The following is a 24,925-nucleotide window of genomic DNA, read 5'->3' as shown; positions in this document are numbered from 1 at the left end:
GCTCAAAAACCCTCTAATGAAAACATTTAGAATTAAACTTCACAAAAACCCTTGACTAATCGTAAGAAGAACCGTCCCCATGCATCACAATCCTTTAAATTTAGTAGTTTTTTCCCATCAATCATAGGTTTCGCAACCGCGAGATTTGGAGAAAATCATATAATAGTGAATCGTTGCATCTGGAAATAAAATTGAGTATAATTAATGTCAAATATAGTCAAAGTCAGATGGTGCAAGGGGGTGGGAAGATGAGAAACATCTCCGATATTATCGAGAAATATCTGAAGCAGGTTTTGGATATGAGTGAAGAAGATATTGTGGAAATCAAACGCAGCGAGGTTGCTGATAAATTTCAATGTGTTCCTTCGCAAATTAACTATGTCATTAACACCCGATTCACGATTGAACGGGGGTATGTCGTGGAAAGCAAACGGGGCGGGGGCGGATATATCCGGATTATTAAGGTGCAGTCTCATGATTCGGCCCAATTGATTGACCATTTGCTGTCACTTATCCATAGCCGATGCAGTCAGGCAAGTGCGGAGGATGTGATTGGCCGGCTTATTCAGGAAGAGATTATTACAAAGAGAGAGGCTAAAATCATGTTAAGCGTAATTGATCGATCTGTTTTGTATATTGAACTTCCATACCGGGATGAATTAAGAGCAAGAATGTTAAAGGCAATGTTAACATCTTTGAAATATAAATAATATAGCCAGAGGGTGAAAGTATGATTTGCCAAGAATGTAATCAAAGGCCTGCGGCACTCCATTTTACAAAAATTATTAATGGTGAAAAGACGGAAGTGCACCTTTGTGAAAAGTGTGCTCAGGAAAAGGGCGATATGTTTATTTTTAATGGTGAATCAGGGTTTTCTTTTAATAATTTATTAGCAGGTTTATTAAACTTCGACCCGGCATTTCAACAGCCAACCGAGAGCCCGTTTCAACAGGCAGAAATCCTGCAATGCCACCATTGTTCCATGACATTTCCACAGTTTTTGAAAGTAGGACGCTTCGGCTGTTCGCACTGCTACGAGACCTTTAAAGAACAATTAAAACCTGTTCTAAGGCGGCTTCATGGCGGAAATTGGACCCATAACGGGAAAATCCCAAAAAGAGTTGGCGGGGCCATTTATCTCCGCAAGCAAATTGATGAACTGAAAAACTCGTTAAGAGAATCTATTATCCATGAAGAATTTGAAAATGCCGCAACCATCCGCGATGAAATCCGTCAGCTGGAGAAAAAATTAGCGGCTGGTCATGAGGGAGGGGAATAACGGTGTCGCTCGAACGTTTTTTAAATCAAGCGGTCAGCTCCTGGATGAGTGAGGAAGGGCCTGAATCCGATATTGTCCTCAGCTCGAGAATTCGCTTGGCGCGAAACTTGGAAGCATATAAATTCCCAACTCTTTTTTCACATGAGGAAGCCAAACAGGTTATTAATGAGCTGGAGGGCATTTTGGAAACTTCCAGCCTCCGAAACTTTGGGCATTTGGAATTGCTGAAAATAGATGAGATGCAGCCGCTGCAAAAGAGGGTCTTGGTTGAAAAACATCTAATCAGCCCGCAATTGGCAGAGGATTCACCATATGGTGCCGTTTTATTATCCGAAAATGAAGAAGTTAGTATAATGATTAATGAAGAGGATCATATACGGATTCAATGCCTATTTCCTGGGCTGCAGCTAAAAGAAGCATTAGATGCTGCCAATGAAATTGACGATTGGCTTGAAGGTCATCTCCAGTATGCTTTTGATGAAAAATACGGCTATTTAACAAGCTGTCCAACAAATGTCGGCACTGGCCTTCGGGCATCGGTGATGATGCATTTGCCGGGTTTAATTTTAACACAGCAGATTAACCGGATTATTCCAGCCATCAATCAATTAGGGTTTGTGGTTCGGGGAATTTACGGTGAAGGAAGTGAAGCACTCGGCAATATTTTTCAAATTTCCAATCAAATTACCCTTGGAAAATCTGAAGAAGACATGTGCCGCGATTTAATGGGGGTTGTCAGCCAGTTAATTTCACAAGAAAGGTCGGCACGTGAAGCATTACGCAAAACTTCGAACATACAATTAGAAGACAGGGTGTTCAGGTCCCTAGGGGTCTTAACCAACAGCCGGATTATTGAAACGAAGGAAGCTGCAAAGTGTTTATCGGATGTTCGTCTTGGAATAGATATGGGATATATAAATTATGTATCAAAGAACATCTTAAATGAATTGATGATTTTAACGCAGCCTGGTTTTCTTCAGCAATATGCTGGAGGACCATTAAGACCGCATGAAAGAGACATAAGGCGGGCGGCATTAATTCGGGAACGTTTTATAATGGAATCTAAAAATATTGGTGAGGAGTGATAGTATGATGTTCGGCCGTTTTACTGAAAGAGCACAAAAGGTTCTAGCTTTAGCACAGGAAGAAGCAATTCGTCTTGGGCATAACAACATTGGAACTGAGCATATTTTATTGGGATTAATCCGCGAAGGTGAAGGGATTGCAGCAAAAGCTCTTTATGGACTTGGATTAGGCTCAGATAAGATTCAAAAAGAAGTGGAAAATTTAATTGGCAAAGGGCAGGAAGCCTCACAGATTATTCACTACACTCCGAGAGCCAAAAAGGTAATTGAACTTTCAATGGATGAAGCCCGCAAACTAGGACATTCCTATGTCGGGACAGAGCATATTCTGCTTGGACTGATCCGTGAGGGAGAAGGGGTGGCAGCCCGCGTCCTTAATAATCTTGGGGTAAGCTTGAATAAAGCGCGCCAGCAGGTATTGCAATTATTAGGCAGCAATGAGAGCGGCGGGCATCAGGGCGGAGCATCCGCCAGTGCCAATACGCCTACACTCGACAGTCTTGCAAGAGATTTAACAGCCATCGCAAGGGAAGGCAGTCTTGACCCAGTGATTGGCCGCAGCAAGGAAATTCAGCGTGTAATCGAGGTGCTGAGCCGCCGGACTAAAAACAACCCGGTATTGATTGGCGAGCCTGGGGTTGGTAAAACAGCTATTGCGGAAGGCCTTGCCCAGCAGATTGTCAATAATGAGGTGCCAGAGATCCTTCGCGATAAGCGTGTCATGACACTTGATATGGGAACAGTAGTTGCGGGAACCAAGTATCGCGGCGAGTTCGAAGACCGTCTGAAAAAAGTAATGGATGAAATCCGCCAAGCCGGAAATATCATCCTGTTCATTGATGAATTGCACACATTAATCGGTGCTGGCGGGGCGGAAGGTGCCATTGATGCTTCCAATATTTTAAAACCATCGCTTGCCCGTGGCGAGCTGCAATGTATCGGGGCGACAACCCTTGATGAATACCGCAAATATATCGAAAAGGATGCTGCCTTAGAGCGCCGCTTCCAGCCGATTCGGGTGGATGAGCCGACTGCGGATGAATCCGTTCAAATTTTAGAAGGGCTGCGTGACCGCTATGAAGCCCACCATCGTGTATCCATTACCGATGAGGCGATTGAAGCAGCGGTAAAGCTTTCCGACCGTTATATCTCAGATCGCTTCCTGCCTGATAAAGCGATTGATTTAATCGACGAAGCAGGGTCTAAGGTTCGTCTCCGTTCCTATACCACTCCGCCAAACCTAAAGGAGCTGGAAGTGAAGCTTGAGGATGTGCGGAAGGAAAAGGATGCAGCCGTACAAAGCCAAGAATTCGAAAAGGCGGCATCATTAAGGGATTCAGAACAGCGCCTGCGTGAGCAACTTGAAGAAACGAAGAAAAGCTGGAAGGAAAAGCAGGGCAAAGAGAATAATCAAGTAACAGTTGAGGATATTGCCAGCGTTGTAGCCAGCTGGACTGGAATTCCGGTCTCTAAACTTGCAGAAACAGAAACTGCAAGACTGCTTAACTTAGAAGAAATCTTGCATTCCCGCGTGATTGGCCAAGAAGAGGCAGTTTTGGCTGTATCCAAAGCGGTCCGCCGTGCGAGAGCAGGATTAAAAGATCCAAAGCGGCCGATTGGCTCCTTTATCTTCCTAGGTCCAACCGGGGTCGGGAAAACAGAATTAGCCCGTGCCCTTGCTGAAGCAATGTTTGGCGATGAGGATGCGATGATCCGGATCGATATGTCGGAATATATGGAGAAGCATTCGACATCCCGCCTTGTCGGTTCCCCTCCAGGCTATGTAGGATATGAGGAGGGCGGACAATTAACCGAGAAAGTCCGCAGAAAGCCATATTCAGTTGTCCTTTTGGATGAAATTGAAAAGGCGCACCCGGATGTGTTTAATATCCTGCTCCAAGTATTAGAAGATGGCCGCTTAACTGACTCGAAGGGAAGGACAGTCGATTTCCGCAATACAGTTCTGATTATGACATCTAACGTTGGTGCGGAAGCCCTGAAGCGGAATAAGTATGTCGGCTTTAATATCCAGGATTCTGCCCAGGACTACAAAGACATGAAGGGCAAAGTCATGGAAGAGCTGAAGAAAGCATTCCGTCCTGAATTCCTGAACCGGATTGATGAAATAATCGTCTTCCATGCACTTGAGAAAAAGCATTTGGAGGAAATTGTCACATTACTATCTGATCAGTTAATTAAGCGATTAAAGGAACAAAAAATAGATATCGAACTAACACCGGCGGCAAAAGGGAAAATTTCCGAAGAAGGCTATGACCCTGAATATGGGGCAAGACCGCTTAAACGGGCCATTCAAAAACATATTGAAGACCGCCTGTCGGAAGAGCTGCTAAAAGGGAATTTATTGACCGGCCAGCTTGCTGTTATTGACGTCGAGAATGGTGAATTTGTTGTCAGATCAGCTGAGCAAACGAGCTTGGCAAAATAATTTTGTAAGATGAAACCAATCAAGGGAGGTACACGTAAATAATGTAAAATCGTGTACCTCTTTTTCCATGTAAGGGAACGTCTTTTCGCACAGAGAGGAAGAGCAAGAATGGTAAAGCGAAAAACAAAATTCATGTGTCAGGACTGCGGATATGAGTCACCAAAATGGATGGGAAAATGCCCAGGGTGCGGCGGCTGGAATCGTATGGTCGAAGAAGTAGAGGTTACCGGGGCGCAAAGACGGGGAGCATTTGCCCATTCCCAGGGTGGTTCAGGCATTCTTTCTAAACCGGTTCCGATTACTTCGATTGAAACGGTCAGCGAGCCGAGAATCCATACTGACTTAAAGGAATTGAACCGTGTTCTTGGCGGCGGAGTTGTTAAGGGGTCATTGGTGTTAATTGGCGGCGATCCGGGCATCGGAAAATCAACGCTCCTTCTGCAAGTATCTTCACAGCTAGCAAAAAAGGATCATCAAGTATTGTACATATCCGGTGAAGAATCCTTACGGCAAACCAAGCTTCGGGCGGAACGGTTGAACATCGCCTCGCCAAATTTAATGGTATATGCGGAGACAAACCTTGAGGAAATTAACAGGACCATTGAAAGCACAAATCCAAGCTTTGTCATTATCGATTCCATCCAAACGGTTTACCACCCGGAGGTTACCTCAGCACCCGGTAGTGTTTCTCAGGTTCGCGAATGTACGGCTGAATTAATGAGAATTGGCAAAACGAAAGGGATTGCCATCTTTATTGTCGGGCATGTTACAAAAGAAGGGTCGATTGCCGGTCCTAGGCTGCTCGAACATATGGTGGATACGGTCCTTTATTTTGAGGGTGAAAGACACCATACCTATCGAATTTTACGTGCTGTAAAAAACCGCTTTGGATCCACAAATGAAATGGGAATTTTTGAAATGAAGGAATTTGGCCTTGAAGAGGTCGAAAATCCATCGGAAATATTTTTGGAGGAGCGCTCCAGAGGTGCGGCAGGATCGACTGTTGTCGCTTCGATGGAAGGGACCCGCCCTGTTCTTGTGGAAATCCAAGCACTTATTTCGCCCACCAGCTTTGGGAACCCGAGAAGGATGGCAACAGGGATTGACCACAACCGGGTACCGCTCTTAATGGCTGTTCTAGAGAAGCGGGTCGGAATGCTCCTCGCCAATCAAGATGCCTATTTAAAGGTAGCCGGCGGAGTAAAATTGGATGAACCAGCCATTGATTTGGCGATTGCCGTAAGCATTGCTTCGAGTTTTAGGGACAAACCAACACGGCCGACAGATTGTATTATTGGGGAGGTCGGCTTAACGGGAGAAGTAAGACGGGTTTCAAGAATCGAGCAGCGTGTTCAGGAGGCTGCCAAAATGGGATTTGAGCGGGTTATCCTGCCGGCTAATAATCTTAGTGGCTGGAATGGGCCAATAGGTGTAGAACTCATCGGTGTTTCGTCAGTCAGCGAGGCGCTGAAGGTGGCTTTGGGAGGGTAGCGGATGGACAATAAAAGGTCAGGGGAACTATCCATTCATGATGTAGTACAGTTAATTGCACCGGGTACCCCTATTCGAGAAGGGCTTGATAATGTTTTACGGGCCAATACCGGAGGCTTGATTGTGATTGGCTATAACGAAAAAGTAAAAGCGATAGTCGACGGGGGATTTGAAATTAATTGTTCCTTTTCACCAAGCTTTTTATATGAATTGGCGAAAATGGACGGGGCAATCATCTTAAATGAAACCGGAAATAAAATTTTGATTGCTAACGCCCAGCTTGCCCCGGATACTGATATCGCCTCTACGGAAACGGGGATGCGGCACAGAACAGCCGAACGGGTCGCCAAGCAGACAAAAGCGCTTGTGATTGCAATTTCCCAAAGAAGAAATGTTATTACTTTGTATCAGGGGAATTTTCGTTATGCCCTCAAGGACATAGCTGTCATTTTAACAAAGGCGAATCAGGCCATTCAAACTCTGGAAAAATATAAATCCGTCCTGGAGCAAAGCATTACAAATTTAAGTATTTTAGAATTTGAGGATTCTGTTACGTATAATGATTTTCTGCTTGTCCTCCACCGCTTCGAAATGGTCTTAAAGATTAAAAATGAACTGCTGGGGTTCCTGTATGAACTGGGGACTGAAGGCAGGCTGATTCGGCTGCAGATGAATGAAATATTGACAGAACTGGAAGAAGAAATGATGCTGATTATGAAGGACTATGCGTTTGATAGAGAGGTAAAACCAAACGAAGTCCTGCAGCGGATGCAGACAATGACAGCGAGCGGGACCATAGACGACATGGTTTTGTTAAGGCTATTGGGGTACCTCGGCTATGTTCACCTCGATGAATACCGAAATCCGTGCGGATACCGGATTCTTAATAAAATTCCCAGGCTTCCTGGTGTCATCATCGAAAATCTTATCAATAACTTTGGAAATCTGACAAATATTCTGACTGCAACAGTTGAAGACCTTGATGACGTCGAGGGAATAGGGGAAATACGTGCGAATAAAATCAAAGAGGGCTTCAAATTAATTAAAGAGCGATTATATACGGATCGTCATCTATAAAACTATTGAAAAAATCTAAAAGGCTATGTTAAAATAAATGTTTTTCATTTATTTGACACTCCCATTTTTCGATGCTACCCTAGATTTTAACGTAACAAATTTGTTTCAAAATCAACACAATTTGGAAAAATAATCTTACTTGCAACGTTTCAATTTTCCTAATGTGTTTATAATGAAAAAGAGGAGGTGAAGGAATGTTAAAACGAATTGTGCAGGCGTGCTTTCTCATTACTGGGGGAACGCTTGGAATTTTGTTTTTGCCGCAATTACTTGTTCTACTTCATCTAAATGATAGCCAACTTATCAATAATTCCTATGTCACTGCTATTTTAGGTGCTATTATTTTTTATCTTATAACCTTTTGGGCAGTAGATTACGTTATTAATTTTATTAAATGGGCGGAAGATTCATTAGTAAAGATTCCTGTTACAGATGTTTTATTTGGAAGTATTGGCCTAATATTTGGCTTGTTGGTTGCCTTCTTGATCGGCTTTGCCCTAAATGCCGTACAAGTACCAATCTTAAATGAAGTGGCCCCGATTCTATTGACCTTGTTATTTGGGTATTTAGGATTCCAGGTGGGATTTAAAAAACGCGATGAACTTCTCGGTTTGTTTGGCCGAGGCAGCGGCAAGAAAAAGACCGCTGAAGAGGAAACAGATAAGGCGGAGTTTAAATCTTTAAAAATATTGGATACAAGCGTCATTATTGATGGACGCGTAGCTGATATTTGCCAAACGGGATTCTTGGATGGGACGATTGTTATTCCCCAATTTGTGCTTGAGGAATTGCAGCATATTGCGGACTCTTCTGACGTGTTGAAACGCAATCGCGGCAGACGAGGATTAGATATCTTAAATAGAATCCAAAAGGAGCTGGCTGTAAAAGTAGAGATTTACGAGGGAGATTTTGAAGAAATTCAGGAAGTCGACTCGAAGCTCGTTAAGCTGGCGAAAATAACGAACGGAATTCTTGTGACGAATGATTTTAACTTAAATAAGGTTTGTGAATTCCAAAATGTCTCCGTTTTGAATATCAATGATCTGGCAAATGCTGTGAAGCCTGTCGTTCTTCCAGGTGAGGAATTAACTGTTCAAGTAATCAAGGATGGTAAGGAATATCATCAAGGTGTTGCCTATTTGGATGACGGGACGATGATTGTCGTGGAAGAAGGAAGAGAATATATCGGCAAACGAATTGATGTTCTCGTAACGAGCGTCCTGCAGACATCTGCCGGTAGAATGATTTTTGCCAAACCGAAACTTTTAGAAAAAGCATTATAGACAGAAAAGCGGAAGCGCACGTTTAGCGACGTATGGCCTGGAGCGACTCGACTGAGATAAAGGAAACACGAAGAGCGTAAGCGATTCGATGTTGACTTATCGTAGGGAGAAGAGCGAAGGACACTAGTCGCTGTGCGCTGGAGCTGGACAAGTAGAATAGGGGTTATTTTATGACTTACAAAGTCATTCTCCCTGCCGCCGGTTCCGGAAAACGAATGGGGGCGGGGAAAAACAAGCTTTTGCTTGAACTTGAGGGTGTGCCAATCCTCATTCATACACTTAAAGTTTTTGCGGATGATGAGGATTGCGAGGCCATTATTTTAGCGGTAAATCCGCAGGATGAAAAGGAATTCACGGATTTAATCAATAAACATCATATCAAAAAGTCCGTCAGTATGGTTCCGGGCGGTTCTGAACGCCAGCACAGCATTTATAATGCGTTAAAAACCATCAAGACCGATGGGATAATTCTTGTTCATGATGCTGCCAGACCGTTTATCAAAAAAGAGCATATCCTCCGTTTAACGGGAGTAACAGAGGAGAATGGTGCTGCCATTATTGGCGTGCCTGCAAAAGATACGATGAAAAAAGTCATGGGCGGTACTGTAACAGAGACTGTGGAACGTTCGAGCTTGTGGGCAGTGCATACCCCGCAGGCTTTTCGCATTTCCCTCCTCCATCAGGCTTATGAAAAAGCAGAAAGAGACAGCTTTCTCGGCACTGATGATGCCAGTTTGGTAGAAAGATTGGGACATCCAGTGGCGATGGTGGAAGGCGATTATGATAATATCAAAATTACAACACCAGAGGATTTATTTTTTGCAGAAGCGATTTTAAAAAAGAGACTTAAAGGAGTTTGAATTATGTTTCGAATTGGCCAGGGCTTTGATGTTCATCAATTAACCGAGGGACGCCCTCTGATTATTGGTGGTATCACGATTCCATATGAAAAAGGGCTGTTGGGGCATTCCGATGCCGACGTATTATTACATACCGTTTCCGATGCCTGTTTAGGGGCAATTGGCGAAGGCGATATCGGAAGGCATTTTCCTGATACCGACCCAAACTTTAAGGACGCTGATTCGGCTAAGCTGATGGAGCGTGTCTGGGGAATCGTGAAAGAAAAAGGATATGAGCTTGTTAATGCTGATTGTACAATCATTGCCCAAAAACCAAAGATGGCTCCCTACATTGGCGAGATGCAGGCGCGGATTGCCGAGCTTCTCGAGGCATCTCCGGAGCAGGTTAATGTGAAAGCAACCACAACTGAAAAGCTCGGGTTTCCTGGCAGAGGCGAAGGGATTGCGGCCCAGGCAGTTGTTTTGTTAAAAAAGGTTGGGGTTTAGACTTTATTGAGGTTCTGCCAAGTGATAAAATATATCGGTATGAGAACCAAATGGAAAAAGTGGAGGCATTATGATGTCAAATGAGATTAGAGTAAGGTACGCTCCAAGTCCAACCGGACATTTACATATCGGGAATGCCCGTACGGCACTGTTTAATTATTTATTTGCCCGCAATAAAGGCGGAAAGTTTATTATCCGGATTGAGGATACCGATAAGAAACGTAATATTGAAGGCGGCGAGCAAAGCCAATTAAAATATTTAAAATGGCTTGGAATGGACTGGGATGAAAGTGTCGATGTCGGTGGTGAATACGGTCCGTACCGCCAATCGGAAAGAAATGATATTTATGCAACCTACTATAAGCAGCTCTTAGAGAATGGAAAGGCTTATAAATGCTACTGTACCGAAGAAGAATTGGAGAAAGAACGGGAAGAGCAAATTGCCCGTGGTGAAACCGCCCATTACTCCGGAAAGTGCCGGCACTTAACTCCGGAAGACCGCGCCCGTTTGGAGGCAGAAGGCCGCAAGCCAAGCATCCGTATTCTTGTTCCTGAAGGAAAGACGTATACCTTTGATGACATGGTTAAAGGAACTGTATCCTTTGAATCAGATACGATTGGCGGAGACTGGGTAATGGTTAAGAAGGATGGCACGCCAACCTATAACTTTGCGGTTGCTATCGATGACCGTCTCATGGAAATCTCGCATGTTCTGCGCGGCGATGACCATATCTCCAATACGCCAAAGCAACTGGTGGTATACGAAGCATTAGGCTGGGAGCCGCCAATTTTCGGACATATGACGTTGATTGTCAATGAAAGCCGGAAGAAATTGAGCAAGCGGGACGAGTCCATCATTCAATTTATCGAGCAATACGAGGAATTAGGTTATCTGCCAGAAGCATTATTTAACTTTATTGCCTTGCTCGGCTGGTCTCCTGCAGGGGAAGAGGAGATTTTCGCGCAAGAAGAATTTATTCAAATCTTTGATGCGCAGCGACTGTCCAAATCACCGGCATTATTTGATAAACAAAAGCTTGCTTGGATGAACAATCAATATATGAAAAAAGTAGAGCTAGAGCGGGTAGTGGAACTTTCCCTGCCGCATTTAATCAAGGCCGGACGTGTTAGCGAGAACCTGTCAGAGGAAGAACAACAATGGGTCCGCACTTTGGTTTCTCTCCTTCAGGAAAAAATGAGCTTTGGCGCGGAAATCGTCGAGCTTTCGGATATGTTCTTTAAGGACGAGGCAGACTATGAAGAAGAAGCGAAGGAAGTACTGGGCGGAGAACAAGTTCCAGAGGTGTTAAAGGCTTTCTCACAGGAGCTTGATCAGCTTGAAAGCTTCCAGGCAGAAGGCATCCAGGCCGCGATGAAGGCTGTCCAAAAATCAACAGGGCAAAAGGGGAAAAACTTGTTTATGCCGATTCGGGCTGCTGTGACGGGGCAAACCCATGGACCAGACCTGCCAAAATCGATTGAACTTTTAGGCCGCGAGAAAGTTCAAAATAGAATTAAGCAAATTATTAGTTAACATTCAAGAAAAAATGTAATATAGTATAAGTATTATAAAACGAGCTAAAGCTTTGATGAGGAAAAGTAGAAAAATGATGCTTGAAAGAGAGAACCATCACCGGCTGAAAGTGGTTTAAGCCGCTCATTTTTTGAAAATGCACCTCGGAGCCCCACTTCGAAACAGATTGCCTCTGGAGTAGATTTGGGCGGAACCTTTCCGTTAACAGGTAGAGTGAGGCCATATTAATGCGCACACAGTTTTTGTGTCTGTATTCATTGTGACCTAATCAGAGTGGAACCACGTTAAAATCAAGCGTCTCTGTCTTTACGACAGAGGCGTTTTTTATTTTATAAAAAGGGGTATAAAACAAAGGGGGGAGTATCAATGTTCAAAACATTGAAGGAGGATATTGATGTAATATTTGACCAGGATCCGGCAGCAAGAAGCTATTTGGAAGTAATTCTAACTTATTCAGGTCTGCATGCCATTTGGGCGCACCGTTTGGCGCATGGGTTCTATAAGAGAAAATTGTTTTTCATTGCTCGAGTTATTTCACAAGTAAGCCGCTTCTTCACAGGAATTGAAATTCATCCAGGGGCAAAAATAGGCAGAAGATTTTTTATCGACCATGGAATGGGCGTTGTTGTGGGGGAAACCTGTGAAATTGGCGATAATGTTACGATTTATCAAGGGGTCACACTAGGCGGTACAGGGAAAGAAAAAGGAAAGCGTCATCCGACTATTAAGGATAATGTACTCATCTCCACTGGTGCCAAGGTTTTAGGCTCGATAACAATCGGCGAAAATTCCAAAATCGGCGGCGGATCGGTAGTTTTAAAGGAAGTTCCGCCGAACTCCACGGTCGTGGGAATTCCGGGAAGAGTCGTCATGAAGGACGGCATTCGAGTTGGGAAAGATTTAAACCATTCCGATTTGCCAGACCCGGTTGCGGATCGCTTTAAAGATTTGCAAATGGAACTGGATCAAATGAAAAAGGAACTGGCAGAATTAAAAGAGGAAAGGACAAAAGTTAATGGCCATTCAACTGTATAATACACTTACCCGCAAGAAAGAGACCTTTGTACCGCTTGAAGAAGGCAAGGTCAAAATGTATGTTTGCGGGCCAACTGTCTATAATTATATCCATATCGGAAATGCGCGCCCGGCAATTGTATTTGATACGGTCCGCCGTTATTTAGAATACCGCGGTTACGACGTCAAATATGTATCCAACTTTACGGATGTCGATGATAAATTGATCCGCGCTGCCAATCAGCTCGGAGAAGATGTTCCAACGATTGCGAATCGGTTTATCGAGGCCTATTTTGAAGATGTTATGGCACTAGGCTGCAAAAAGGCAGATGTCCATCCGCGTGTCATGGAAAACATGGACATCATTATCGACTTTATCAGCCAATTAATTGAGAAGGGCTACGCCTATGAGTCTGAGGGGGATGTTTATTACCGGACGCGCCACTTTGAGGAGTACGGCAAGCTTTCCCACCAGCCAATTGATGAACTGCAGGCTGGAGCTAGAATTGAAGTAGGCGAGAAAAAAGAAGATAACCTGGACTTTGCTTTATGGAAAGCAGCCAAGGAAGGGGAAATTTTCTGGGAGAGCCCGTGGGGTCCGGGAAGACCGGGCTGGCATATCGAATGCTCGGCGATGGCGAAAAAATATCTTGGTGAGACCATTGATATCCACGCTGGCGGACAGGATTTAACCTTCCCGCACCATGAAAATGAAATTGCCCAATCCGAGGCGTTAAGCGGAAAAACCTTTTCCCGCTATTGGATGCATAATGGCTATATTAATATTGATAATGAAAAAATGTCAAAGTCCCTTGGCAACTTTGTGCTGGTCCATGACATTATTAAGCAAATAAACCCGCAGGTGTTACGATTCTTTATGCTGTCCGTTCACTACCGCAATCCAATCAATTACAGTCAGGAGTTATTGGAGAGCACAACGGCAGCCCTTGACAGGTTAACCACCTCTTACCAAAATTTAAAGCATCGCCGGGAGGCAAGCGCAAATTTGCCGGATAATAATCAAGAATGGCTTGATAAAATCAGCAGACATCGTGATGAATTTATCGAAGCGATGGACGATGATTTTAATACAGCCAAGGCCATTTCTGTTTTATTTGAGCTTTCGAAACTGGCAAATTATTATCTCATGGAAAAAAATACAGCAGCAGAAGTCATTGATGCGTTTACAGCGCAATTCGAAGAGCTGTTTGCTGTTCTTGGCCTGACTTTTGAACAAGAAGAGTTACTGGATGAAGAAATTGATGCCCTAATTGAACAGCGGATTCAGGCCAGAAAGGACCGTAACTTCCAATTGGCTGACCAAATTCGTGACCAGTTAAAGGAAATGAATATCATTTTAGAGGATACCCCACAAGGTACAAGGTGGAAAAGAGGCTAATTTAAATGCTTGATTACGATAAAACAGTCGATGCCAGCCAATTGAATAGTCTCGCACTTGCTTACATGGGTGACGCTGTCTATGAAACATATGTAAGGCGTCACCTCTTGTTCAGCGGGCGGGTCCGGCCCCATCAGCTGCACAGAGAAGGGACGAGGTATGTTTCTGCAAAAGCGCAATGCCAGGTTCTTTTTCAAATGATGGATGAAGGGCTATTGCTAGAGGAGGAGATGGCGGTTGTTATGCGCGGCAGAAATGCGAAATCAGGAACTGTCCCGAAAAATACCGATGTTCAAACCTACCGATACAGCACTGCCTTTGAAGCGTTAATCGGCTATTTATATTTAATGGGAAGGAAGGACCGCCTAGAAGAACTCGTCCGCCAGTCGTTTTTCTATGTGGAAAATAAGAAAGGAGGAACGTCAACATGAATCAGGAACAGGAATACATCGTGGGTAAAAATCCGGTGATTGAGGCGCTAAAATCAAAACGGGATATCAATAAAATTTTAATTGCAGAAGGGTCACAGCGCGGGCAAATGCAGCAGATTACCCAATTGGCCAAAGAAGGAAATGTCCTCGTGCAATTAGTACCAAAGAAAAAAATCGACCAGATTACTGACCAGAACCATCAAGGTGTCCTTGCCTATGTCGCAGCCTATCAGTATGCCGAATTGGATGATTTGTTTGCGGCGGCAGAAAAGAACAACGAACCTCCTTTCTTTTTACTGCTGGATGAGATTGAGGATCCTCATAACCTCGGCTCGATCATGAGAACTGCAGATGCAGTCGGAGCGCACGGGATCATCATTCCAAAGCGAAGGGCAGTTGGCTTAACGGCAACGGTCGCCAAAGCTTCGACAGGAGCCATTGAATATATACCGGTTGTCCGGGTAACAAACATGGCGCGTACTATAGATGATCTGAAGGAACGGGGAGTCTGGATTGCCGGGACAGATGCGAAGGGAAAACAGGATTACCGGCAAATGGACGGAACGCTTCCGCTTGGCCTTGTGATTGGCAGCGAAGGAAAAGGAATGGGGAGGTTAATCCGTGATAAGTGTGATTTTCTCATTCATCTGCCAATGGCGGGTCATGTTACATCCTTAAATGCTTCTGTTGCGGCGGCACTGCTGATGTATGAGGTATACCGGAAACGGCACACCTTAGAGGGATAGTATATGGATATCCTGCTAGTCGATGGCTATAACATTATCGGGGCTTGGCCGGAGCTTAAAGCATTAAAAGACCGGGATCTTCCGGCAGCAAGGGACCGATTGGTGGAAAAGATGGCCGAGTATCAGGCCTTTTCCGGCTTTCGGGTAATCGTTGTCTTTGATGCTCATTATGTAAAAGGAACGGAAAAAAAGTATGAGAATCACAAGGTTGAAGTCATTTTTACGAAGGAAAATGAATCAGCGGATGAACGGATTGAAAAAATGGCGATCAGCCTGAGTAATCGAAGAACACAGGTTCACGTGGCCACTTCTGATTTTACAGAGCAATGGCAAATTTTTGGACAGGGTGCTTTAAGAAAATCAGCCCGTGAATTAGAAATAGAAATGTCCTCCATTGAAAAAGGAATTGAGAAAAAGGTAAAAAAAATTCAAGAGAAAAAACCTTTCTACAAAATACCGATTAGCGAAGAAATGGCAGAAATTTTTGAAAAATGGCGCCGTGGACAGAAGTGAGCTATCGACTTCAAAAAATTTCTAATGTATAATAATACTATCTATGCTTGTTCGGTGGAGGGGATCTTAAGTTGAGTGCGGACTTCGGGACAAATGTTAACGAGCAGTTTTTCGTAATGGAAGACGAGGAAATTGTCGATTTGGTTCACCAAGGCGACAGCGAAGCTTTGGATTTTTTAATCCATAAGTATCGAAATTTTGTACGTGCGAAAGCAAGATCCTATTTTTTAATTGGCGCGGATAAGGAAGATATTGTTCAAGAAGGAATGATTGGTCTGTATAAGGCGATCCGCGATTTTAGGGAGGACAAGCTAACCTCCTTCAAAGCATTCGCTGAGTTGTGCATCACAAGGCAAATCATCACAGCCATCAAAACGGCAACGAGGCAGAAGCATATTCCGTTAAATTCCTATGTTTCATTGGACAAGCCTATTTACGATGAAGAATCAGACCGGACGTTGATGGATGTATTATCGGGTGCAAAGGTTCTTGACCCGGAAGAGCTAATCATTAACCAGGAAGAGTTTGACCATATAGAAGTAAAAATGACGGAATTGTTAAGTGATTTAGAACGAAAGGTATTGGCCCTGTACTTGGATGGGCAATCGTACCAGGAAATTTCTGAAGAACTTAACCGTCATGTGAAATCGATTGATAATGCCTTGCAGCGTGTAAAAAGAAAGCTAGAGCGGTACCTGGAGTTTCGCGAGTTTTCCCTGTAAGTTTTGTATGCGCTCACAGATTTATGTCAGTTCACCGAATCTCCTGTCGAATGTTATTGACAATAAATAGGGGTCATGATACATTTTTAGGGATATAAAGAGGGTGCCTAAGGATGAGTAAAAAAAGAGTTCTTGCCTGCACAATCTGCGGTTCAAGAAATTATTCCACCGTCAGCAAGGATACACAAACAGAGAGATTGGAATTAAATAAATATTGTAAAACCTGTGGTGTGCATACTGTTCATCGTGAAACAAAATAACAGATTAACATTCTAGCATTGCTATTTACGATAGTTGGGGGTTACTAAATGTCTCGCATAAAGAATTTCTTCAGTGACGTAGTTCGTGAAATGAGAAAAGTCAGCTGGCCAAAACGCGGAGAACTGACTCGCTCTACTGTAACTGTTATAACAACTGTTGCTTTTTTTGCCGTTTTCTTTGCTGTTTTAGATTTGGGAATTTCAAAATTGATTCGGTTAATTCTTGAATAATAACTTGTACTTCATGGTATAATGGAAAACACAAGGAATTTTTAGCAAAAAACCCGTCATTAGCGGGTTTTTTAATTTGTTCAGAAAAGCGGAAGCGCCTAGGCGCTGAAGCTAGACAGTCAAAAAAAATAGTTGAATTTAAATTAGGGAGGGACGGACGCACAAGTCCTCTTAAATGGAAAAGAATTGGTATGTTGTTCATACTTACTCAGGCTATGAGAATAAGGTAAAGGCTAATTTAGAAAAACGTGTGGAATCCATGGGCATGTCAGATAAAATCTTTCGTGTCGTAGTTCCGGAAGAAGAAGAAACAGAAATTAAAAACGGTAAGAAAAAGGTTGTCAAACGTAAGGTGTTCCCTGGATATGTGTTGGTTGAGCTTGTGATGACCGACGATTCTTGGTATGTCGTACGGAATACACCAGGTGTAACAGGGTTCGTTGGTTCTGCTGGATCAGGTTCAAAGCCGACTCCGCTGCTTCCGGAAGAAGTGACCGGTTTGCTGAAACGTATGGGCGTAGAAGAAAAGCGTATTGACGTTAACTACGAAATCGGCGAAACCGTCAAAGTTAAAGAAGGCCCATTCGCCAACTTCACAGGAGTCGTCGAAGAAATGGACAAGGACAAAGCCAAGCTTAAAGTACTAGTCAACATGTTCGGCCGCGACACCCCAGTAGAACTTGAATTCACACAAATTGATAAGCTTTAATTAATATTGATTGTTAGCAAAGTTGATGACATAGTTTTGCTAACCTGTTGATTGGAGCGGAAGGGGCGAGACTCCTGCGGGAGTACGGGGCAGGGGAGACCCCACAGGCGCTAAAGGCGCCGAGGAGGCTCCCCGAACCGCCCGCGGAAAGCGAGCCCCTGGAGCGCAAATCAACAGCCCTTTTTAGAGGGTAAATTGGCCAATTTTAAAGAAATATTATCTGATATTGTAAAAAAACTTGAAATCAGTTTTAAAAAATGATAATATTTCATAGGTCAGTATGTCTAAGGAAAACTCCTTGGACAAGACTTTTGTCAAGCTCTTTGTATTCATATAAAGACTTCAGATGAGTGGGAGGGTTAATACCCTATTAACCACATCACGGACTTTAAGGAGGTGTGTCTCGTGGCTAAAAAAGTAATTAAAGTTGTTAAATTACAAATCCCTGCTGGTAAAGCAAATCCTGCGCCGCCAGTTGGTCCTGCACTAGGTCAAGCCGGTGTTAACATCATGGGATTCTGTAAGGAATTTAACGCTCGTACAGCAGATCAAGCTGGATTGATTATTCCTGTTGAAATCACGGTGTTTGAAGACCGTTCATTTACATTTATTACGAAAACTCCTCCTGCTGCCGTTCTTTTGAAAGTAGCAGCTGGAATCCAGTCTGGTTCAGGCCAGCCTAACCGTAATAAAGTAGCAACAGTAAAGCGTGATAAAGTACGCGAGATTGCGGAACAAAAAATGCCTGACCTAAACGCAGCTAGCGTTGAAGCAGCAATGCGCATGGTTGAAGGTACTGCACGCAGCATGGGTATCGTTATCGAAGACTAATCCATGTAAGTAACTGTTATGTTGTAATGAAGGGGTTGCGCAGTTTTAAAATACTCGCAACCTTTTTCGTGGGAGTTATACGACGTTAAAACCACAATTTAGGAGGAAGTAAAAATGGCTAAAAAAGGTAAGAAGTACCTAGAAGCTGCTAAGCTTGTAGATCGCTCAAAAGCTTACCCAATTGCAGAAGCAATTGAACTTGCTAAGCAAACAAATATTGCGAAATTCGACGCAACTCTTGAAGTTGCTTTCCGCTTAGGTGTTGACCCTAAGAAAGCTGACCAGCAAATTCGTGGAGCAGTTGTGCTTCCAAACGGAACTGGTAAAACTCAACGCGTATTAGTATTCGCGAAGGGTGAAAAAGTGAAAGAAGCAGAAGCAGCTGGCGCTGATTATGTTGGCGATGCAGAATACATCAACAAAATCCAACAAGGTTGGTTCGAGTTCGATGTAATCGTAGCAACACCTGACATGATGGGTGAAGTTGGTAAATTAGGTCGTACTTTAGGACCTAAAGGCTTAATGCCAAACCCTAAAACAGGCACAGTTACATTTGATGTAACAAAAGCAATCAATGAAATTAAAGCAGGTAAAGTTGAATACCGTGTTGACAAAGCTGGAAATATCCACGTGCCTATCGGTAAATCTTCTTTCGATAACGAAAAGCTTGTTGAGAACTTCACTACTGTGTTCGAAACAATGTTAAAAGTAAAGCCATCTGCTGCTAAAGGTACTTACATGAAGAACGTAACTGTTACTTCAACAATGGGACCTGGAATCAAGGTAGATCCTTCTACTGTTGCAGCAAGATAAGGTAACTAATTTTTCCAATTGACAATCGAAATTAGATTTTATATAATCAATTTTGTTGTTTAATATAACAAACATTTGTACCGTAGACAGCAGGGGCTTATGTGCTTAATAATCCTGCCGAGGTTATGCGATAAATTAAGCTATCTTTTTAGCTGATTATGCTGCCTCTATGTCTAAATTATGATATAGAGGCATTTTACTGACCGGTATAAATGTAGACATTCTACAGGAGGTGTTAAGATGAGCAGTGCAATCGAAGCTAAAAAACAGGTTGTCGAAGAAATTGCTGGAAAACTAAAAGCTAGCGTATCAACAATTGTTGTTGACTACCGTGGCCTTACAGTTGGTCAAGTGACTGAACTTCGTAAACAACTTCGCGAAGCTGGCGTTGAGTTCAAGGTTTATAAAAACTCTATGACTCGCCGTGCGGCTGAAGAAGCAGGTCTTGCTGGCTTAAACGATGCATTAACAGGTCCTAACGCAATCGCGTTCAGTACTGAAGATGTAGTAGCACCAGCGAAAATCTTAAACGATTTTGCTAAAAAGAACGAAGCGTTAGAATTAAAAGCGGGTGTTATCGAAGGTAACGTCGCAACTGTTGAAGAGGTTAAAGCTCTTGCTGAACTTCCTTCACGCGAAGGCTTGCTTTCTATGTTACTCAGCGTGCTTCAAGCACCAATCCGCAACCTTGCTCTTGCAACAAAAGCAGTTGCAGATCAAAAAGAAGAACAAGGCGCGTAAGTTAAAACTTATCGCTTAACCAATAACGGAATGAAAATTAAGGAGGAAAATTAAAATGACTAAAGAACAAATCATTGAAGCAGTTAAATCTATGACTGTTTTAGAACTTAACGATCTTGTAAAAGCAATCGAAGAAGAATTCGGCGTAACTGCTGCTGCTCCTGTAGCAATGGTTGGCGGCGCAGGTGCTGCTGCTGTTGAAGAGCAAACTGAGTTTGATGTAATCCTAGCTTCTGCTGGCGATCAAAAAATCAAAGTTATCAAAGTTGTTCGTGAAATCACTGGTCTTGGACTTAAAGAAGCAAAAGACCTTGTTGACAACACTCCAAAGCCTGTTAAAGAAGGCGTTGCTAAAGAAGAAGCTGAAGCAATCAAAGCTAAGCTTGATGAAGTTGGAGCTAACGTTGAAGTTAAGTAATCTTAACACTATAAAGAAGTCCGCTGCATAAGCGGGCTTTTTTTGGCTATCTTAAAAAGGTCCTGGTGCCTCATTATCTTCTATCCTATATCCTCGGGAGGTGAGTCGTTTGACTGAACACTACTATTCTCGTTCCCAAAAGGTTGAAAGTGACCCGAAATATTGGGACTTCACCTTAAGAAACCATCAATTTCGGTTTAAAACGGATAACGGAGTTTTTTCAAAAAGAGAGGTAGATTTTGGCTCACGTCTATTAATTGAATCTTATACGATTCCGGAAATAAACGGTCCTATTCTCGATGTTGGCTGCGGATATGGCCCCATTGGTTTATCTATTGCAAAGGCCAACCCAGATCGGATCATTCATATGGTAGATGTGAATGAACGGGCTCTTGAATTGGCGAGGGAAAATGCCGTTCTCAACAAAATTGAGAATGTAAAAATCTATGAAAGTGACCGGCTGCTTAGTGTAAAGGAAGATTCCTTTTCCGCTATTTTAACTAATCCCCCCATTCGTGCCGGAAAAAAGACTGTTCATGATATTTTTGAACAAGCTTATGAGCGTCTTGCTGCCCGCGGCGAATTATGGGTAGTCATTCAAAAGAAGCAGGGTGCTCCCTCGGCGATGGAGAAAATGAAAGAACTGTTTTCTAATGCTGAAGTAATTGACAAATCAAAAGGATATTTCATCATAAAGGCTAAAAAACAGTTGACTTGATAGTGTCGTTGTGATAGCATTATAAAATGCCATCATAATATTTACCGAATTATTCCTATAAATACATTTTGCTTGTATAAAATAGGGATAAAAAGGAAATGATGACAAAATAATAGTCAAAATGTGAAAATGTGGTTTTTGGGAAAAAACCCTTTTTCTTTTTGTCTTTTGGATAGGGCTTTAAAGCACTGCTCAAAAGATGTGCATAGATTTTTAAATTACGCTTGATTTGAGGGGTGAATCAGTTGACAGGTCAACTAGTTCAGTATGGACGCCACCGGAAGCGGAGGAGTTACGCACGAATCAGTGAAGTTTTAGAGTTACCAAACCTTATTGAAATCCAAACCTCTTCTTATCAGTGGTTTCTTGATGAGGGATTGCGTGAAATGTTCCAGGATATTTCACCGATTGAAGATTTTACAGGTAACTTATCACTGGAATTTATTGATTACAGTCTTGGCGATCCAAAGTATTCTGTAGAAGAATCAAAAGAACGGGACGTTACATATTCTGCTCCATTGCGTGTCAAAGTACGTCTTGTAAACAAAGAAACAGGCGAAGTAAAGGATCAAGATGTATTCATGGGTGACTTTCCGTTAATGACGGAAACTGGCACGTTTGTTATTAATGGTGCGGAACGTGTTATTGTTTCGCAGCTGGTGCGCTCACCGAGCGTTTATTTCAGCGGAAAAACCGATAAAAACGGAAAAAAGGGCTACACAGCTACTGTCATTCCGAACCGCGGCGCTTGGCTTGAATATGAAACAGATGCCAAGGATGTCGTATATGTCAGAATCGATCGTACTCGGAAACTGCCCGTTACGGTTCTTTTGCGTTCACTTGGTTTCGGCTCTGATCAAGAAATTCTTGAATTGATTGGTGATAATGAATATCTCCGCAACACGCTTGAAAAAGATAATACGGAAGGTATTGATAAAGCGTTACTTGAGATTTACGAACGTCTTCGTCCAGGTGAACCTCCGACTGTTGAAAATGCGAAGAATTTATTGATTTCTCGTTTCTTTGATCCGAAACGATATGACCTGGCTAATGTAGGTCGTTATAAAATTAATAAAAAGCTTCACATTAAAAACCGCCTATTCAATCAGCGCTTAGCGGAAACGCTGGCAGACCCTGAAACAGGTGAAATCATTGCAGAAAAGGGAACTGTTTTGGATAGAAGAAATCTGGACAGAATCCTGCCTGCGCTTGAGAAAAATATTAATTTCAAAAGCTACAACCCTGTTGGCGGTGTAGTGGAAGAAGAAATCATTATGCAGGGCATCAAGATTTACGCTCCTGGCGATGAAAATGAAAAGGTTATTAATGTCTTAGGTAATGCCTATGTGGCAGAACCAATTAAAAATATCACTCCTGCTGATATTATTGCGTCAATCAGCTACTTCTTTGATTTGCTGCACGGAGTAGGCGATACAGATGATATCGACCATTTGGGGAACAGACGTCTTCGTTCAGTTGGTGAGCTTTTGCAAAACCAATTCCGAATTGGATTGTCCCGGATGGAGCGCGTTGTTCGTGAAAGAATGTCCATTCAGGATACAGCAACGATAACGCCGCAGCAGTTAATCAATATTCGTCCAGTTATTGCTTCCATCAAAGAATTCTTCGGAAGTTCACAGTTATCACAGTTCATGGATCAGACAAACCCGCTTGCGGAATTAACCCATAAGCGTCGTTTATCAGCGCTTGGACCAGGTGGTTTAACACGTGAACGTGCCGGTATGGAAGTTCGTGACGTTCACTACTCTCACTATGGCCGGATGTGTCCGATTGAAACACCGGAAGGTCCGAACATTGGCTTGATTAACTCATTATCAAGTTATGCAAAAGTTAATCGCTTTGGATTTATAGAAACACCTTACCGCCGTGTTGATCCTGATACAGGTAATGTGACAGACCGAATCGATTATTTAACAGCCGATGAAGAGGACAATTATGTTGTCGCTCAGGCGAATGCCCGTCTTGGTGATGATGGCTCCTTCCTTGATGAAGATGTTATTGCCCGCTTCCGTGGTGAGAACACGGTTGTTAAACGCGACCGGGTCGATTATATGGACGTATCACCAAAGCAAGTTGTTTCTGCTGCAACGGCATGTATTCCGTTCCTTGAAAATGACGACTCCAACCGTGCACTGATGGGTGCAAACATGCAGCGTCAGGCGGTCCCATTGATGCAGCCTGAGGCGCCAAGAGTTGGTACCGGCATGGAATATGTCTCCGGAAAAGACTCCGGGGCAGCGGTTGTTTGTAAGCATGATGGTATTGTGGAACACGTTGAAGCCCGTCAGGTATGGGTGCGTCGTGTGAAAGAGATAGATGGTCAAGAGGTTAAAGGTGACCTCGATAAATACCGGATGTTGAAATTTATCCGTTCCAACCAAGGAACATGCTATAACCAGCGTCCAATTGTGGCTGTTGGCAACCGTGTCAAAAAAGGCGAAATTCTTGCTGATGGTCCATCTATGGAGCTTGGCGAATTAGCTTTAGGAAGAAACGTTCTTGTTGCATTCATAAATTGGGATGGATACAACTATGAAGATGCGATTATCATGAGTGAACGTCTTGTAAAAGACGATGTCTATACTTCTATTCATATCGAGGAATATGAATCTGAATCTCGTGATACAAAGCTTGGACCAGAGGAAATTACTCGTGATATTCCTAACGTGGGTGAAGACGCCCTTCGCAATCTTGATGAGCGCGGTATTATCCGCATTGGTGCAGAAGTAAAAGACGGAGACCTTTTAGTTGGTAAGGTTACACCAAAAGGGGTAACAGAATTGACAGCTGAAGAACGTCTCTTACATGCTATCTTTGGTGAAAAGGCTCGTGAAGTCCGTGATACTTCTCTTCGTGTTCCACACGGCGGAGGCGGTATTGTTCTGGATGTAAAAGTCTTTAACCGTGAAGATGGCGATGAACTGCCTCCAGGCGTTAATCAGTTAGTCCGTGTCTATATCGTTCAAAAGCGGAAAATCTCCGCAGGTGATAAAATGGCGGGACGCCACGGGAATAAAGGGGTTATCTCAAGAATTTTACCGGAAGAGGATATGCCATTCCTTCCAGATGGCACACCGGTTGATATTATGTTAAATCCATTAGGGGTACCTTCTCGGATGAATATCGGGCAGGTTCTTGAGCTTCACTTAGGTATGGCTGCCAGAGCTCTTGGTATTCATGTTGCAACGCCAGTTTTTGACGGTGCACGTGAGGAAGATGTATGGGCAACGATTGAGGAAGCCGGCATGGCCCGCGATGCCAAAACGGTTCTTTATGACGGCCGTTCGGGTGAACCATTTGATAACCGTGTATCAGTCGGGGTCATGTATATGATTAAGCTTGCTCACATGGTTGACGATAAATTGCATGCACGTTCAACAGGTCCTTACTCACTTGTTACACAGCAGCCGCTTGGCGGTAAAGCCCAGTTTGGCGGACAGCGTTTCGGTGAGATGGAGGTATGGGCGCTTGAAGCATATGGTGCTGCATACACGCTGCAGGAGATTCTTACGGTTAAGTCGGATGACGTTGTTGGCCGGGTTAAAACATATGAAGCCATTGTAAAAGGCGAAAATGTTCCAGAACCGGGCGTTCCTGAGTCATTTAAGGTATTAATCAAAGAACTTCAAAGCTTGGGTATGGATGTCAAAATCTTATCCGGTGATGAAGAAGAGATTGAAATGCGCGATATGGAAGATGAAGAGGACATACAACAAGTCGACACATTAAACATCGTTCCTGACGCACCAAGCTTTGAATCCGAAAAAGTAGGTTCAAAAGAGTAATCCATTCTTAGTTTAAGCGCACTTAAGAGAAT

At 43.2% G+C, this 24,925-nt stretch carries 25 protein-coding genes and 2 other annotated features; all 25 genes read left to right on the top strand.

All coding sequences use genetic code 11. The annotated features are described in order from the left end of the window. Positions 1-248: 248 nt before the first annotated feature. Positions 249-710: a CtsR family transcriptional regulator gene (locus ACFPA1_RS29415; RefSeq protein ID WP_213148297.1), complete on the top strand. Its 462-nt coding sequence runs from the start codon at positions 249-251 to the stop codon at positions 708-710. Positions 711-730: 20 nt separating this feature from the next. Next, positions 731-1,279 (top strand): hypothetical protein, encoded by a 549-nt coding sequence (locus tag ACFPA1_RS29410; protein WP_213148296.1) that lies wholly within the window; start codon positions 731-733, stop codon positions 1,277-1,279. 2 nt (positions 1,280-1,281) lie between these two features. After that, positions 1,282-2,364: a protein arginine kinase gene (locus tag ACFPA1_RS29405; RefSeq protein ID WP_213148295.1), complete on the top strand. Its 1,083-nt coding sequence runs from the start codon at positions 1,282-1,284 to the stop codon at positions 2,362-2,364. A 4-nt stretch (positions 2,365-2,368) separates the two neighbouring features. Further along, on the top strand, positions 2,369-4,810 hold the full coding sequence (gene clpC / locus ACFPA1_RS29400) for an ATP-dependent protease ATP-binding subunit ClpC (protein ID WP_213148294.1): 2,442 nt from the start codon (positions 2,369-2,371) through the stop codon (positions 4,808-4,810). Between the two features lie 108 nt (positions 4,811-4,918). Next, entirely contained in the window at positions 4,919-6,301 is a 1,383-nt protein-coding gene (gene radA / locus ACFPA1_RS29395) for a DNA repair protein RadA (RefSeq protein ID WP_378588692.1), read from the top strand. A 3-nt stretch (positions 6,302-6,304) separates the two neighbouring features. After that, positions 6,305-7,378, top strand: coding sequence for a DNA integrity scanning diadenylate cyclase DisA (gene disA, locus ACFPA1_RS29390; protein ID WP_213148292.1), 1,074 nt, complete (start codon positions 6,305-6,307; stop codon positions 7,376-7,378). Between the two features lie 194 nt (positions 7,379-7,572). Next, positions 7,573-8,661, top strand: a complete 1,089-nt coding sequence (locus ACFPA1_RS29385; RefSeq protein ID WP_213148291.1) for a PIN/TRAM domain-containing protein — start codon at positions 7,573-7,575, stop codon at positions 8,659-8,661. Between the two features lie 170 nt (positions 8,662-8,831). Further along, positions 8,832-9,521: a 2-C-methyl-D-erythritol 4-phosphate cytidylyltransferase gene (gene ispD, locus ACFPA1_RS29380; RefSeq protein ID WP_213148290.1), complete on the top strand. Its 690-nt coding sequence runs from the start codon at positions 8,832-8,834 to the stop codon at positions 9,519-9,521. A 3-nt stretch (positions 9,522-9,524) separates the two neighbouring features. After that, positions 9,525-10,007, top strand: coding sequence for a 2-C-methyl-D-erythritol 2,4-cyclodiphosphate synthase (gene ispF, locus ACFPA1_RS29375; protein ID WP_213148289.1), 483 nt, complete (start codon positions 9,525-9,527; stop codon positions 10,005-10,007). A 73-nt stretch (positions 10,008-10,080) separates the two neighbouring features. Beyond that, on the top strand, positions 10,081-11,541 hold the full coding sequence (gltX, locus tag ACFPA1_RS29370) for a glutamate--tRNA ligase (protein ID WP_378588698.1): 1,461 nt from the start codon (positions 10,081-10,083) through the stop codon (positions 11,539-11,541). A 43-nt stretch (positions 11,542-11,584) separates the two neighbouring features. Further along, positions 11,585-11,846 (top strand) — a binding site (T-box leader). 61 nt (positions 11,847-11,907) lie between these two features. Continuing rightward, a complete protein-coding gene (gene cysE / locus ACFPA1_RS29365; protein ID WP_213148288.1) occupies positions 11,908-12,576 on the top strand; it encodes a serine O-acetyltransferase in 669 nt (222 codons plus the stop codon). After that, positions 12,557-13,954: a cysteine--tRNA ligase gene (cysS, locus tag ACFPA1_RS29360; RefSeq protein ID WP_378588685.1), complete on the top strand. Its 1,398-nt coding sequence runs from the start codon at positions 12,557-12,559 to the stop codon at positions 13,952-13,954. Before cysE ends, cysS begins: the two co-directional genes overlap by 20 nt. A 5-nt stretch (positions 13,955-13,959) precedes the next feature. Beyond that, positions 13,960-14,385: a Mini-ribonuclease 3 gene (locus ACFPA1_RS29355; protein ID WP_378588682.1), complete on the top strand. Its 426-nt coding sequence runs from the start codon at positions 13,960-13,962 to the stop codon at positions 14,383-14,385. Next, positions 14,382-15,131 carry a 23S rRNA (guanosine(2251)-2'-O)-methyltransferase RlmB gene (gene rlmB, locus ACFPA1_RS29350; RefSeq protein ID WP_213148285.1) on the top strand — a complete coding sequence of 250 codons (750 nt, stop codon included), beginning with the start codon at positions 14,382-14,384 and terminating at the stop codon, positions 15,129-15,131. The genes ACFPA1_RS29355 and rlmB overlap by 4 nt, the downstream gene beginning before the upstream one ends. A gap of 3 nt (positions 15,132-15,134) precedes the next feature. Beyond that, a complete protein-coding gene (locus ACFPA1_RS29345; protein WP_213148284.1) occupies positions 15,135-15,644 on the top strand; it encodes an NYN domain-containing protein in 510 nt (169 codons plus the stop codon). 71 nt (positions 15,645-15,715) lie between these two features. Continuing rightward, positions 15,716-16,366, top strand: coding sequence for an RNA polymerase sporulation sigma factor SigH (sigH, locus tag ACFPA1_RS29340; RefSeq protein ID WP_213121098.1), 651 nt, complete (start codon positions 15,716-15,718; stop codon positions 16,364-16,366). Positions 16,367-16,479: 113 nt separating this feature from the next. Beyond that, entirely contained in the window at positions 16,480-16,626 is a 147-nt protein-coding gene (gene rpmG, locus ACFPA1_RS29335) for a 50S ribosomal protein L33 (protein ID WP_213148283.1), read from the top strand. Positions 16,627-16,674: 48 nt separating this feature from the next. Next, the gene (gene secE, locus ACFPA1_RS29330; protein ID WP_213121096.1) at positions 16,675-16,857 is read left to right on the top strand and encodes a preprotein translocase subunit SecE; all 183 of its coding nucleotides are present in this window, start codon (positions 16,675-16,677) and stop codon (positions 16,855-16,857) included. Positions 16,858-17,032: 175 nt separating this feature from the next. Beyond that, the gene (nusG, locus tag ACFPA1_RS29325) at positions 17,033-17,566 is read left to right on the top strand and encodes a transcription termination/antitermination protein NusG (protein ID WP_213148282.1); all 534 of its coding nucleotides are present in this window, start codon (positions 17,033-17,035) and stop codon (positions 17,564-17,566) included. A 405-nt stretch (positions 17,567-17,971) separates the two neighbouring features. Continuing rightward, the gene (rplK, locus tag ACFPA1_RS29320; protein ID WP_042453928.1) at positions 17,972-18,397 is read left to right on the top strand and encodes a 50S ribosomal protein L11; all 426 of its coding nucleotides are present in this window, start codon (positions 17,972-17,974) and stop codon (positions 18,395-18,397) included. Positions 18,398-18,511: 114 nt separating this feature from the next. After that, positions 18,512-19,210: a 50S ribosomal protein L1 gene (rplA, locus tag ACFPA1_RS29315; RefSeq protein WP_213148281.1), complete on the top strand. Its 699-nt coding sequence runs from the start codon at positions 18,512-18,514 to the stop codon at positions 19,208-19,210. Positions 19,211-19,272: 62 nt separating this feature from the next. Continuing rightward, positions 19,273-19,417, top strand: a sequence feature (ribosomal protein L10 leader region). A 33-nt stretch (positions 19,418-19,450) separates the two neighbouring features. Next, a complete protein-coding gene (rplJ, locus tag ACFPA1_RS29310; RefSeq protein WP_213148280.1) occupies positions 19,451-19,951 on the top strand; it encodes a 50S ribosomal protein L10 in 501 nt (166 codons plus the stop codon). A gap of 55 nt (positions 19,952-20,006) precedes the next feature. Continuing rightward, positions 20,007-20,369, top strand: a complete 363-nt coding sequence (rplL, locus tag ACFPA1_RS29305) for a 50S ribosomal protein L7/L12 (RefSeq protein WP_213148279.1) — start codon at positions 20,007-20,009, stop codon at positions 20,367-20,369. 109 nt (positions 20,370-20,478) lie between these two features. Then, entirely contained in the window at positions 20,479-21,087 is a 609-nt protein-coding gene (locus ACFPA1_RS29300) for a class I SAM-dependent methyltransferase (protein ID WP_378588673.1), read from the top strand. Between the two features lie 245 nt (positions 21,088-21,332). Next, on the top strand, positions 21,333-24,893 hold the full coding sequence (gene rpoB / locus ACFPA1_RS29295) for a DNA-directed RNA polymerase subunit beta (protein ID WP_213148277.1): 3,561 nt from the start codon (positions 21,333-21,335) through the stop codon (positions 24,891-24,893). Positions 24,894-24,925 lie beyond the last annotated feature (32 nt).

The organism is Neobacillus sp. GCM10023253 (assembly GCF_042653105.1).
GTDB classification, from domain to species: Bacteria; Bacillota; Bacilli; order Bacillales; family Cytobacillaceae; genus Neobacillus; species Neobacillus citreus.
Note: the sequence above shows the minus strand (reverse complement) of the source record. Positions and strands in the feature narration are given on the sequence as shown.

Excerpts from the sequence above, each read along its gene's own strand:
- ACFPA1_RS29415 (WP_213148297.1), top strand. The coding sequence starts at position 249 with ATGAGAAACATCTCCGATATTATCGAGAAATATCTGAAGCAGGTTTTG.
- ACFPA1_RS29410 (WP_213148296.1), top strand. The coding sequence starts at position 731 with ATGATTTGCCAAGAATGTAATCAAAGGCCTGCGGCACTCCATTTTACA.
- clpC (WP_213148294.1), top strand. The coding sequence starts at position 2,369 with ATGATGTTCGGCCGTTTTACTGAAAGAGCACAAAAGGTTCTAGCTTTA.
- radA (WP_378588692.1), top strand. The coding sequence starts at position 4,919 with ATGGTAAAGCGAAAAACAAAATTCATGTGTCAGGACTGCGGATATGAG.
- disA (WP_213148292.1), top strand. The coding sequence starts at position 6,305 with ATGGACAATAAAAGGTCAGGGGAACTATCCATTCATGATGTAGTACAG.
- ACFPA1_RS29385 (WP_213148291.1), top strand. The coding sequence starts at position 7,573 with ATGTTAAAACGAATTGTGCAGGCGTGCTTTCTCATTACTGGGGGAACG.
- ispD (WP_213148290.1), top strand. The coding sequence starts at position 8,832 with ATGACTTACAAAGTCATTCTCCCTGCCGCCGGTTCCGGAAAACGAATG.
- ispF (WP_213148289.1), top strand. The coding sequence starts at position 9,525 with ATGTTTCGAATTGGCCAGGGCTTTGATGTTCATCAATTAACCGAGGGA.
- gltX (WP_378588698.1), top strand. The coding sequence starts at position 10,081 with ATGTCAAATGAGATTAGAGTAAGGTACGCTCCAAGTCCAACCGGACAT.
- cysE (WP_213148288.1), top strand. The coding sequence starts at position 11,908 with ATGTTCAAAACATTGAAGGAGGATATTGATGTAATATTTGACCAGGAT.
- cysS (WP_378588685.1), top strand. The coding sequence starts at position 12,557 with ATGGCCATTCAACTGTATAATACACTTACCCGCAAGAAAGAGACCTTT.
- ACFPA1_RS29355 (WP_378588682.1), top strand. The coding sequence starts at position 13,960 with ATGCTTGATTACGATAAAACAGTCGATGCCAGCCAATTGAATAGTCTC.
- rlmB (WP_213148285.1), top strand. The coding sequence starts at position 14,382 with ATGAATCAGGAACAGGAATACATCGTGGGTAAAAATCCGGTGATTGAG.
- ACFPA1_RS29345 (WP_213148284.1), top strand. The coding sequence starts at position 15,135 with ATGGATATCCTGCTAGTCGATGGCTATAACATTATCGGGGCTTGGCCG.
- rpmG (WP_213148283.1), top strand. The coding sequence starts at position 16,480 with ATGAGTAAAAAAAGAGTTCTTGCCTGCACAATCTGCGGTTCAAGAAAT.
- secE (WP_213121096.1), top strand. The coding sequence starts at position 16,675 with ATGTCTCGCATAAAGAATTTCTTCAGTGACGTAGTTCGTGAAATGAGA.
- nusG (WP_213148282.1), top strand. The coding sequence starts at position 17,033 with ATGGAAAAGAATTGGTATGTTGTTCATACTTACTCAGGCTATGAGAAT.
- rplA (WP_213148281.1), top strand. The coding sequence starts at position 18,512 with ATGGCTAAAAAAGGTAAGAAGTACCTAGAAGCTGCTAAGCTTGTAGAT.
- rplJ (WP_213148280.1), top strand. The coding sequence starts at position 19,451 with ATGAGCAGTGCAATCGAAGCTAAAAAACAGGTTGTCGAAGAAATTGCT.
- rplL (WP_213148279.1), top strand. The coding sequence starts at position 20,007 with ATGACTAAAGAACAAATCATTGAAGCAGTTAAATCTATGACTGTTTTA.